This is a genomic window from Hyphomicrobium sp. MC8b (assembly GCF_905067615.1).
Lineage (GTDB): Bacteria > Pseudomonadota > Alphaproteobacteria > Rhizobiales > Hyphomicrobiaceae > Hyphomicrobium_B.
This window is the reverse complement of sequence record NZ_LR898465.1, coordinates 2,147,517-2,159,406: the sequence shown is the minus strand read 5'-3', so window position 1 is coordinate 2,159,406 and position 11,890 is coordinate 2,147,517. Positions and strand designations below refer to the sequence as shown.

Here is an 11,890-nt window from a genome sequence, read left to right as displayed (position 1 = left end):
GCCATTTCCTCGCTGAAGAGGCATCCTTGTGCATCGCCACATACTTTCCCGCCGCGCGAGAGATCTTGGACTAGGCCAAAAGGTCGATAAGGCTCACGAAGAAACGCTAGTAAGCGTTCCTGCCCGTCAGCAATGAAATCGGCGTCATCGCGATGATGTAAAGATCGAGCAGCACCGACCAATGGTCGATGTAATAGAGGTCGTGCTCGACGCGCCGGACAAGCTTCTCGTGGGTATCGGTTTCCCCACGCCAGCCGTTGATCTGCGCCCAGCCGGTGACACCCGGCTTCATGCGGTGGCGCGCAAAATAGCCCCGCACGACATTCTCGTAGAGATCTCGCTCCGCACGCGCGCCCGTTGCATGCGGCCGCGGTCCAACGAGAGACATCTGTCCTTGCACAACGTTGATGAGCTGCGGCAGCTCATCGAGACTCGTACGACGAATGATCCGGCCGACACGAGTGACACGCGGATCGTCGCGCGTAACGAGCTTGCTCGCCGTGGCGTCCTGCTGATCGACATACATCGAGCGGAACTTCAGGACTTCGATCAGCTCATTGTTGAAGCCGTACCGCTTCTGCCGGAAGAAAATCGGTCCGCGACTTTCGAGACGGATCGCAATCGCGACGATCGCCATGATTGGCGACGCCAGAATCAACAGCAGCGAACCGATCAGCCGATCTTCGACCGCCTTGAGCATATGATCCCAGTCGCCGAGCGGCTTGTCCATCGCCGCCAGCATCGGCACCTGACCGATGAAGCTATAGGCTCGCGAGTTGATCCGGAGCTTTGAATTCAGCGCCGAGATCCGTACATCGACTTGCAATGCAAAAAGCTTGTCGAGAATCTGCATCAAACGCTCTTCGGCGCGCGCCGGCACCGTAACGATCAAGAGATCGACACTCGACTTGCGGCAGAAGTCTGCCAGGTCTTCGAATGTCCCGAGCCGCGCGACACCTCCGAAGTCGCCGGCTGAGCGATCATCTTGCCGGTCGTCGAAGATGCCCAGAATGCACAAGTGATTGTTCGGGTCGTTGTTCAACTCGCGGATAAGATGCTCCGCATCCTTACCGCCGCCAACTATGACCGTCCGACGGACCAGGACGCCCGCGCGTGTCAACCGACGAGCCACCAACGCCGCAACGAAACGCACGAAACACAAAAGGATGGCTGACAACTCCATCCATCCACCGACGTCCTCCGGCGACACCGACGTCTCGCCCGCAAGAAAAATCACGCCCGATACCGCGAGAGAGACGACGGCAACGGAAATCAGAACCTTCCAGACTTGCTGCACAAACTTGCGGAGAGATGGAATTGTATATGACCACTGCACGCGCAGCGCGGCAATGAACAACCCGGCCACAAAGACCGTCGCCCAGAAGCTGCGCCACGTGGGCGTGAAAGATTCATGAAGTAGTAAGTTGACCAGCGGCCAAGCGGCCATCACCGACAGGGCGTCGGCGCATGCGACGGCGAATAGCAATTTTGGCCGTGAGGCGTTGCCACGGCGGTCGAAAAACAGCGACCTCAGCCGAGGCGCCCACTCCGACACGTGAGCCGAAGCATCCTTCTCGAAAATGGATCGGGCTCGACCCGTTTCCTCAATCATTGCGCAAACCGCGTACCCGCCAACTGCCAAAATGGGCATACGCGCATGCCAGTGAGGCTCTGGTAAATGAAAGCGCCGGAGGCATCCGTAGAATAGAAAAGGGTCACAAAACAAAATCGGCACGGCAAAGATAACGTAATTGTGTGCCGCAAAATGATACGCTCGGCCGCGGTCCTTTGATCTCGACATCAATCCTGATGCGCGGGCTGTTCCCTTGGGAACAGGTAACCCCGCCACCGCTTCCTACCTTATGGCTAACGGAGAGACGTTCCGTTCGTCGGCCTTCCCGACCCGACGCAACTGCGCCCCCACGCACGTCCCTGAATCCTCAGACCTGCGCGCGAAGGCCCCGTCACTCGACGGCACGAAGGCCGAATGCACTCGCATCTGATCAAGGAGACAGCAATGTCGAAACGATTCTTATTTCCGCTGGTCGCCGGAGCTTTCGCTCTAGCTGCCGGCGCCTGCGCCGCGGTGGCGGGGCCAATAACGCCACTAACAACCCTGACGTCAGGCGACGTTCAAGGATTCCTCGTCCCAGTGCACGCCGGTGGCGGTGGCGGGTTTGGAGGCGGTGGTGGCGGCGGCCACGGCGGAGGCTTCGGGGGCGGAGGCTTTCATGGCGGTTTTGGCGGTGGAGGGTTTCACGGTGGTGGGTTCCATGGTGGCAGCTTCGGGGGCTTCCACGGCGGTCACCTTCACGGTGGACACATGGCGGGACGATCGCACGTCCGCACCCAGTCTCTGGCCCGCGCGAACCTAAATCACGGTCGCCATTTCCATCACGGACATGGACACGGTCATCACCACCGTCACCGCTTCTTCATCGGCGGCTATCCCTACTTCTATTATGACGACGGCTACTATGATGACGACTATGGCGACGATTGCTGGTGGAGCAGCCGCTATGATCGCTGGGCCTGCCCGGATTATTGAGCGCAACTGATACCCAATTTGGCCAGCGCCCCCGAACCTTTTCGTTCTGGGGCGCTTTCCCTATCGGCCGTCAAGCGATGGTCTTGATTGGTCGTTAACCTGTATTCTGAGGTTTTCGAGCCACACGCCCCGGCAGAGACAACGATTACGGAGCATGCGCTAATCAATAGGCAACCTGATTGAGATTATGTTGGAGGCCTCTGTTTTCTCGCATCAGCTGCATATTTAAGGTCTGACAAATGTTCAGTTTGCGTCTTCAGTGGAAGCGTTCGATCGTCCGGTTGGCAACCATCGCGTTATCAACCCTGGCCATCAGTGCCGCCCTTACCCCCGCAGACGCCGGAAAACGCAATCAGCGCCCTATCGAAGAGACGGCCCGGGAAACCCTATCCGGCCCTCCCGTCATCGCGATCGTCTCCATCAAAGATCAACGCGTTACGGTCTATGACGCAAACGGTGGCTCCATGAGCGGCCGGGTATCGAGCGGCCGCGACGGCTACGAGACTCCGGTTGGTGTCTACAGCGTCCTTCAAAAAGAAGAAGAACACTATTCGAACCTCTACGATGACGCCTCGATGCCCTTCATGCAGCGGATTACATGGTCGGGCATTGCCCTGCACGCCGGTCAGTTGCCCGGTTATCCCGCGTCCCATGGCTGCGTTCGCATGCCCGACAGCTTTGCCCAGCGCCTTTTCCCGCTGACGAAACTCGGCATGCGTGTCGTTGTTGCTTACGATGACGTCGCGCCGGTCGAGATTTCTCACCCGCTGCTAATGAAGCCGACGCCGCTGCAATCCGTCCAGACCGCGACGGCCATCCCGATGTCGTACCAGGATCCGATCGTGAACGATCCCGATTCCAGCCCGACGTTCTCTCCTGACCTACGCGCATGGCCGGAACGCCAAGTGGAACTCAATGCCCTGAAATCAATCGCCGAGGGCAAGCAGATCCTTGCCGACGCCGCCCTCGATCAGGCCAAGGAGATGGAGCAGATCATCGCCGACAAGAAGGCGCCCCGAGACAGGGCCGCGAAAGCGCTGCGCAAAGCCGAAGCGGTCAAAAAGTCCGCCGACAGCCGTTTGGCCGCGATCGACAAGCGCCTGGCGAACGCCAAGTCCGATAAGCTCAAGAAGAAATGGACAACAGAGAAGGAACGCGCCGCCAAGAAATCCGATGAAGCTGCTGCAAAAGTTGCTACGGCCACAGAAGCTTTGCAGGCCGCCGAGGCCGAGTTGCAGAAGGCAACAGATCAGGCCGCCCCGGCATTGGCGGCACGAGATCAGGCGGTTGCCGTTCTCAATGAAGCCAAACGCAAGGCGTTGCCGATCTCCCTCTTCATAAGCCTGAAGACGCAACGGCTCTATGTCCGTCAAGGCAACGAGCCCGTTTTCGACGCGCCCGTCACCATCGCCGATCCGCAACAGCCTATCGGCACGCACGTCTTCACGGCCGTTGGATACAAAAATGGCGGCAAGGACGTGAGCTGGACGGCTGTTTCGCTCGAACACAGCGACAACGCCGATTATGCGTATAACGAAGACCGCCGGTATAGGCTCAACGATGCTAGCACGCCCCCCCCGACGAACGTGGCCGAAGCGAGCGCAGCACTCGATCGCATCACTATCTCGCCGGAGGTGTCCGCCAGGTTGAGCAGCGCCGTATGGCCGGGATCATCGCTGATCGTCTCGGACGAACCGATGAGCAAGGAAACCGGAAAAGCCACGGATTTTATCGTCCTCATCAGCACTGAACCTCAGGGCGGCATCAAGAAGCGGCCGAAGCAGTTCTTCCGCAACGATAATTTCATGAGCGACAGCGCCGATGACTACTACTACGGCTATGATCGCTACGGGCGCCGGGCCTATCCTCGCCAACGATCAATGTTTGGGTGGTGGTAAACGATCTTGAATCTTGGCTTGCCTGCGATGCGCCGCGGATCGATTCAAAGTGGCGTCCGCCTTTGCGGCCGGACAGGTTGCGATCAAGCCCGTTAGCGGCGGTGCTATGACGTTCCCCGTGCCAATTGCCCTGAGGGTCGCTCCGACATATGCAGGCGGCGTATTCCTTGAAATTGCCGCGAGAAAGATATTGCCTCCCGGAATAAGGGCCGGGAGGAACCACAATGAACGCGCACGAACGTCTTCCGAACGACATCACCGCATTGGGTGTTATCGAGCAGCTTCGGGACGCCCTGAAGTTTGCCGACAACGAGCTTCAGAAACGCTGCGTCATCTCAACTAAGGTGCGGGAGGCACTCGACTTAGCGGAACGCATACTTGCGAGCGCCCAGCACCGGTACGACTGACCGGAATAGGCATTGGCATAATCGAACGACGGCCGGCGACGGAACGGCTGCCCCGCGCAGCGATGCGCTGTGAACTGCACCGACCACCATGCTCGGATCGTCAGCGGCGAAAGCAGCCAAGGCGCCAAGACCGCCGCATGCGAGCCATCAACACCGAGCTATGCGACAGAAGTCGATCCCAGACGCCCAGGTTCACCGTCTCGTCGAACAACTCTTCGAATTCAGCGCGACGGCTAAGGCCTAGTCGGCTCCGATGCGGATAATAAAAGACCAGGGCGGGCGAACGCCGCCACCAAACCTTGAATTCTGCGTCCGACATATTTTTCGGTGAGACCGGCCAAAGCAGCCCGCCGATCTTGGCCATATCGGCCGTGATAAGATCGTACACCGCGGTCGCGATGCCCTTGCGCTGACAAGACCGCGAAACCTCGGCGCTGCTGATGACGCAGATGCCGTTCTTCGGCTTTACGATATCGCAAAACCCGATCGGCTCCTCGCCGACGACAGCCGACAGCTCCGTTCGGAAGACACGATAGACTACACCGACGTCGGACTTTCCACGGCTCACGAAGAAAAGCCGCTGGCTTTTCGTCATCAACTCAACGATCGGCTCCTGGCGAATAAGCGTGGCCAGCCGCCTATCGACGTCGTCCGATTCCTGAAGTGTCTTCGTGCGCTGCGCTAAGAGACGCGAATATGTCGCCTCAGCCTCATCCAATCGCCCCGAAACGATCACGACGGGAGTATCCTTTTGCAATACGGATGGTTTTTAAAGTCAGCTTAGGAATGAGTGCAATTATTGCGCCCCCAATCGCTCCCGATCCGTTAACGCCGGGGCTAGCTCCTTCGACCAGTTAAAACTTCGGTTTCTGACGATGCACGCATCCTGGAACGACCGTTAACGCTGCCCCACCCCGCCTCCGCCAGCGGAAACAGCCGGAACGATCCGCAAAGCCGGCCGTTTTTCAGGTCGAAAGCGCCAGCCGAAGGTGAACGGCGGGCCTCGCCCGAAAGCCCCTACCGCGACATTTCGGCGACCCCGCACGCGTAATCGTCGCGTTGGTGACAAATCCCCTAAGAGCCTATAGAGGGGGCATCGATTGTCTCTTTTTGTGCGCCGCGTCGGGATAAACCTCCGCGCCGGTGGCAATCAAAAAGCTCAATATTTCGGCCGGGCCAGTCGTATACCGTGATTGGGCGTCGGACGGCGTGCGTGCCCATTTTGCCTGTTGCGGCAGACATTCCCGTTCCTGGCAACTGCAAAAGGACTACGAAAGTTGCAGCCTTCGAATAAACGGAAGAAGCCGATGCAAGAGCGATTGCCAGAAAAAAAACCACCGGCCAACGGTGGCCAGGTCACGCCTTCCGATAAAAAGCCGCTGCTTTCGAAGCGGGGCATAGGCCTTCTTGGCATTGTCTGCCTACTCGCCCTCATCGCTGCCGGCTACGCGTATTGGCAGCACGAAACGCTCTATCCATCGACGGACAACGCCCAGGTCGAAGCCAACATCATCCAGATCACGCCGTTGGTGACAGGCCTCATCATGGACGTGAAAGTCAAGGAATTCTCGACCGTCCAACAAGGCGACGTTCTGGTCGAACTCAATCAAGCGCCCTTCCGCGCCACCCTTAAACGCGCTGAAATTCGCCGCGACATCGCCAAGCAGCAAGCCGCCCAGGCGACAGGCTCCCAGGCCGCGGCCGCCAAAGGCAATGCTGAAGAGGCCGATATCGCCGTTGCCGAAGCCAATGCTGAACTTTCGCACGCGACGATCAAGGCGCCGGTCGACGGCACGGTCGGCAAAGTCCGCATCCAACCCGGCGAGGTCGCGAAAGCCGGCGTACCGCTCTTCCCGCTCGTCGATACTTCGACGTGGTGGGTCGATGCGAATTTCAAGGAAACCGACCTTGCCCGCATCAAGCCCGGCCAAACGGCGTCTGTCTGGCTTGACAGCGATTCGTCGAAGAAGTTGACCGGGAAGGTCGAAGCCGTGAGCCGCGCTAGCGCCTCGGCATTCTCGCTGATGCCTTCGGAAAATGCGACGGGGAGTTGGGTCAAGGTCGTCCAGCGCTTTCCCGTCAGGATCGCGCTTACGGTCGAACCTGGCGACTTGCCGCTCGGCGTCGGCGCGTCTGCGTCTGTAACCATCGACACCACGTCCGATGGAGCGGGTAGTGCCACCAAATAATCAGGCCGTGGCCCCAGCCGACGCCCCCGTGGGACCGAGCAGGCTGCTGAGTTCGCTCGCGGTGCTGCTGGCGGTGCTGATGGTCATTCTCGACATGACCATCGTCAATGTCGCCCTGCCCGACATGATGGGCACCCTTGGAGCGACGCCCGATCAGATCACCTGGGTTTTAACGTCCTACATCGTCGCCGAAGCCATCGTCATTCCGATGAGCGGCTTTCTCGCTGAGCGCTTCGGCCGAAAACGCGTGCTGACAGTCAGCGTCGCAGGCTTCGTCGTGTCCTCGATGCTCTGCGGCCAATCGCATTCACTGATGCAGATGGTCATCTTCCGCTTGCTTCAGGGTGCATTCGGGGCAAGCGTCGTCCCTCTCTCACAAGCGACGATGGTCGACAGTTTCGAGCCGGAGAAGCGCGGCAAGGCCATGGCGATCTGGGGTATCGGCGTCCTGCTCGGCCCGATCATGGGGCCAACGGTCGGCGGCTTCATCACCGACCACCTCGGTTGGCAATGGGTGTTTTACGTCAACCTTCCCATCGGCATCATCAACCTGCTTCTAATCGCAGCCTACATCAAAGCGACGCCCCATTCGGGCTCGCCGATCGATTGGCTCGGCGCTGCGCTGCTGGCAATCGGTGTCGGCAGCCTGCAGATGCTGCTCGACCGCGGCAACAGCGAAGGCTGGTTTGCATCGCAGATGATCGTCAGCCTCGCGCTCCTATCCTTCGCATGCCTAACCTGGTTCACGGTTCGCAGCTTCAATCGGCCGGACGCTATCCTGAAGCTCAATCTCCTGCGAGATCGCAATCTCGCGACGTCGACGTTCCTGATCATGGCGTTCGGTGTCGGCATGCTGAGCACCATCGCGCTGCAGCCCCTGTTCCTGGAACATTTGCTCGGCTATCCGGCAAGCACCGCCGGTCTGGTGATGGCGCCGCGCGGTATCGCCGTCGCCATTGGCATGGTCGTGGTCGCAACGCTGATCCAGCACATCGATTCCCGCTGGCTGGTATTCGTCGGACTGACACTGTCCGCCGCCGGAACCTACGTGACGACGACATATAACCTCGACGTCGATCGCTTCTGGATTATCGCGCCGAGCATCGTCCAAGGCATCGGCATGGGCATGATCTTCGTGCCACTCTCGACACTCGCCTATCAAACGCTACCGAAAAACGCTTCGGATCAGGCCGCGAGCATCTTCAACATCGCACGTACGATTGGCGGCTCGCTGGGCATCGCGATAGGCGCAACGATTCTGACGCGCGCGACGCACGAGAACCTTCAGACCCTCTCGGCCGGGATCAATCCCTACAATCCCGCCCTGCACATGTGGCTTAACTCGACGGGACTGTCGCCAACCGATCCGCGTGCGATGCAGATTCTGGGCTATGAGTTGACACGCCAATCGACAATGATCGGCTTCATCGAAGCCTTTGGCTTCGTAACGCTGAGCTTCCTGTTGCTTATTCCATTCGTGCTGTTGCTGCGGCAAACCGGGGCCGCTTCACCCTTCGGGGACGTCGGCAACCACTAGGGCGCTTGCCGAGCTTTCAGCACCCTGGCTTATCGCTGCTGTGTCTGATAGTTCGGATTGAACCACACCGGCACCTCTTCCGCCGGCAGTGGCGGCCGTCCACGGATTGCGTCCGCCAGCTTCTCGGCCATCATGATGGTCGGCACGTTGAGGTTGCCACTAACGACATCCGGCATGATCGACGCATCGACCACCCGCAAGGCTTCGACGCCATAAACCTTGCCCGTGCCATCAACGACAGCCATCTCGTCTGTTCCCATCCGGCACGAGCATGACGGATGATAGGCGCTTTCGGCCTTCGCGCGAATGAAGGCGTCGATGGCGGCGTCACTCGTTTCGGATGGCCCCGGCGCCAATTCGGCGCCACGGTACTGGTCGAATGCTTGCTGCGAAAAGATCTCGCGCGTCAAACGGATGCCGGCCCGCATCTCCTTTCGGTCCTGCTCCGTCTGCATGTAATTGAAGAGTACTCTCGGATACTCGCGCGGATCGGCTGATTTAAGCTTCACATAGCCCCGGCTCGTCGGCCGCATCGGCCCGATATGCGCCTGGAAGCCATGCCCCTTCGCCGCCGATGTTCCGTCGTAGCTGATGGCCATAGGAAAGAAGTGATATTGCAGATCGGGATGCAAAACGCCGGCGTCACTGCGGATAAAGCCGCCGGACTCGAAATGGTTCGTCGCCCCTAGGCCCTTCCCCGTCAGCAGCCACTCGATGCCGATCTTCAATTTTGCCAGCGGATTATTGGCGCTGTAAATCGAAACCGGCTTGGTGCATTCGTACTGGACGTAGGCCTCGATGTGATCCTGCAGGTTTTCTCCAACGCCGGGCAGATCCTGCACGACCGGAATGCCGTGTTTCTTCAATTCATCCGCATTGCCAATACCCGACAGCATCAAGATTTGCGGTGAATTGATCGCGCCGCCGCTGACGATCACCTCGCGCGTTGCGCGTGCCGACTGCAGATTGCCGCCATGGCTGAACTCGACGCCGACGGCACGACGTCCCTCAAAAAGGATGCGCGTGACGAGCGTTTTCGCCTTGAGTTCAACGCCGCCACGCTTCTGCGCTGGACGCAGAAACGCCTGAGCGGCACTCCAGCGACGGCCTTTGTAGACCGTCATATCCATGCGGCCGAGGCCTTCCTGCTGGTAACCGTTCATATCCTCGGTCACCGGATAGCCCGCCTGCCGGCCGGCCTCAATGAAGGTATCGTAAAGCGGGTTCGTGCATGGCGCCGTCGTCACATAAAGCGGCCCGGAATTGCCGCGATAGTTATCGCCGCCCTTGAGCCGCGTCTCGGCCTTCTTGAAGTACGGCAGACAGTTGAAATACGACCAGTCCTGCAAGCCCTGATGACGCGCCCAAGCGTCGTAATCGAAGGCATGACCTCGAATATAGATCATGCCATTGATAGACGACGAGCCACCGACGACTCGTCCACGCGGGCAGTACATCCGCCGATTATCGAGATAAGGCTCCGGCTCCGACTCGTACCACCAGTTGTATTTCGTGCCGGCCAGCGGATAGGCGAACGCCGACGGCATATGAATGAAAATGCTGTTGTCTTGCGGCCCGGCTTCGAGAACGAGAACGCGAACCCCTTCGTCTTCCGTCAGGCGGTTGGCGAGGACGCATCCCGCCGACCCGGCACCGACGATGATGTAGTCGAAGTCTTGGGTTTTGCTCATCGTTACTTGGACCTCAGTCTTTCTGTCTTAATATCTTAAGATGCGTCATTCGTATGGGCACTGCACATCGCCCAGTTCCACATAGATGCTCTTTAACTGCGTATAGTGCTCGATGGCTGCCTGGCCGTTCTCGTGGCCGAAGCCCGACTCCTTGATGCCGCCGAACGGCATCTCGACCGGCGTGATATTGTAGTTGTTGATCCAGCAGATGCCCGCTTCTAGGCGCGCTGCGACGCGATGCGCGCGTGCAAGATCGCGCGTAAAAAGCCCAGCGGCCAATCCAAAGCGCGTCGCATTCGCACGCGCTATGACATCGTCCTCCTCGCGGAACCGCAAAACCGACATGACCGGACCGAAGATTTCTTCTCGCACAATGCTCATCTCGTCCGTGCACTCGGTGAAAACGGCCGGACGCACATAGTTGCCGCGATCGAGTGGAGCCTCATCAACTCGTTCGCCACCGTAGCAGAGCTGTGCCCCTTCCGCCTTTCCGGCCTCGATGAAACTCAAGACCCGTTCCATATGAGGCCGCGAAATCAACGCCCCCACTTGTGTTTCGGGATCGAGCGGCAAACCGATGCGCAGCTTTCTCGTCCGCTCCACCACCATATCGACGAAGGCATCGTAGATGTCGTCGTGGACGAACACGCGCGTGCAGTTCGTGCAGATTTCGCCCTGCGTGTAAAAATTGCCGAGCATTGCCGCGGAAACGGCCTGCCGAAGATCAGCGTCCTGGAACACAAGAAGTGCCGACTTGCCGCTGAGCTCCATCGTTGTACGCTTCAAAGTAGCGGCCGCCGCAGCGACGATCTTCTTGCCAGTTCCCACCGAACCGGTCAGCGAGATTTTCGCAACGCGCGGATCTGTCGTCAGCATTGAACCGGTGCGGGCGTCTCCGTGCAAAACGTTGAAGACGCCGTCTGGCAACCCTGCTTCCGTGTAGATCTCGGCAAGCTTGGCCGAGGTCGTCGGCGTCATCTCCGACGTCTTGAAGATCATCGCATTGCCGCATGCCAGCGCCGGCGCCGACTTCCAGCACGCAATCTGGATCGGATAGTTCCATGACCCGATACCGACACAAATTCCTATCGGTTCGCGGCGGGTATAAACGAACGCATTATTCAGTGCGATCTGCTCGCCGTGCAACGTGGCCGCCACCCCGGCGAAATATTCGATGCAATCGGCACCGCTGACGATATCGACGACTTCCGCTTCTTGAATTGGCTTGCCGGTGTCACGAACCTCGATCTCGGCCAACTCGCGATTGCGGTCGCGAAGAATCCGCGCCGCCTTGTTCAGAACGCGCCCACGCTCCGCACCAGACATGCCGGACCAGCGAGCGAGCCCTTCTTTTGCCGATTGCAGCGCAGCATCGATTTCAGGCGCAAGCGCGATCTCGACCTGTGAAATCAACTCGCTCGTCGCCGGATCGACATTCGCGAACGTCTCCCCGTCCGATGCCGCAATAAAACGGCCCCCGATATAGTTTTGGAGAACTTTCGCCATCGACCACACTCATTGAATTTGCCCATGCTGCAAACCGAGCGCGGCACCCTTCGTTCGCAGCAACTTTCGGCGCCAAAGCCTGCGCCGATCACCCATCACGCTATGCCGGTCCAG

9 protein-coding genes are annotated in these 11,890 nt (G+C 59.2%); 5 read left to right on the top strand and 4 right to left on the bottom strand.

Features of this window, described 5'->3' with window-relative positions; translation table 11 throughout:
• Positions 1-106: 106 nt before the first annotated feature.
• The gene (locus ACLB1Z_RS10380) at positions 107-1,612 is read right to left on the bottom strand and encodes an undecaprenyl-phosphate glucose phosphotransferase (RefSeq protein ID WP_409559791.1); all 1,506 of its coding nucleotides are present in this window, start codon (positions 1,610-1,612) and stop codon (positions 107-109) included.
• A 405-nt stretch (positions 1,613-2,017) separates the two neighbouring features.
• Here ACLB1Z_RS10380 and ACLB1Z_RS10375 point away from each other — a divergent pair, with 405 nt between their 5' ends.
• The 3 genes from ACLB1Z_RS10375 to ACLB1Z_RS10365 all read left to right on the top strand — a co-directional run bounded on the left by ACLB1Z_RS10375 (position 2,018) and on the right by ACLB1Z_RS10365 (position 4,853).
• Entirely contained in the window at positions 2,018-2,548 is a 531-nt protein-coding gene (locus tag ACLB1Z_RS10375; RefSeq protein ID WP_409559790.1) for a hypothetical protein, read from the top strand.
• A 239-nt stretch (positions 2,549-2,787) separates the two neighbouring features.
• On the top strand, positions 2,788-4,446 hold the full coding sequence (locus ACLB1Z_RS10370) for a L,D-transpeptidase family protein (RefSeq protein WP_409559789.1): 1,659 nt from the start codon (positions 2,788-2,790) through the stop codon (positions 4,444-4,446).
• A gap of 224 nt (positions 4,447-4,670) precedes the next feature.
• A complete protein-coding gene (locus ACLB1Z_RS10365; protein WP_409559788.1) occupies positions 4,671-4,853 on the top strand; it encodes a hypothetical protein in 183 nt (60 codons plus the stop codon).
• Between the two features lie 100 nt (positions 4,854-4,953).
• On the opposite strand, the gene ACLB1Z_RS10360 is transcribed toward ACLB1Z_RS10365, so the two are convergent.
• Positions 4,954-5,610 (bottom strand): GNAT family N-acetyltransferase, encoded by a 657-nt coding sequence (locus tag ACLB1Z_RS10360; protein WP_409559787.1) that lies wholly within the window; start codon positions 5,608-5,610, stop codon positions 4,954-4,956.
• A 550-nt stretch (positions 5,611-6,160) separates the two neighbouring features.
• Between ACLB1Z_RS10360 and ACLB1Z_RS10355 the strand changes: the two genes are divergently transcribed.
• The gene (locus tag ACLB1Z_RS10355; protein ID WP_409559786.1) at positions 6,161-7,042 is read left to right on the top strand and encodes an HlyD family efflux transporter periplasmic adaptor subunit; all 882 of its coding nucleotides are present in this window, start codon (positions 6,161-6,163) and stop codon (positions 7,040-7,042) included.
• Complete coding sequence (locus ACLB1Z_RS10350; RefSeq protein WP_409559785.1) at positions 7,029-8,579, top strand: DHA2 family efflux MFS transporter permease subunit; 1,551 nt, start codon at positions 7,029-7,031, stop codon at positions 8,577-8,579. The genes ACLB1Z_RS10355 and ACLB1Z_RS10350 overlap by 14 nt, the downstream gene beginning before the upstream one ends.
• Positions 8,580-8,608: 29 nt before the next feature.
• On the opposite strand, the gene betA is transcribed toward ACLB1Z_RS10350, so the two are convergent.
• Together betA and betB are read right to left on the bottom strand one after the other, a co-directional pair.
• Entirely contained in the window at positions 8,609-10,270 is a 1,662-nt protein-coding gene (gene betA, locus ACLB1Z_RS10345; RefSeq protein WP_409559784.1) for a choline dehydrogenase, read from the bottom strand.
• Between the two features lie 45 nt (positions 10,271-10,315).
• Entirely contained in the window at positions 10,316-11,776 is a 1,461-nt protein-coding gene (betB, locus tag ACLB1Z_RS10340; protein ID WP_409559783.1) for a betaine-aldehyde dehydrogenase, read from the bottom strand.
• Between the last annotated feature and the right edge of the window lie 114 nt (positions 11,777-11,890).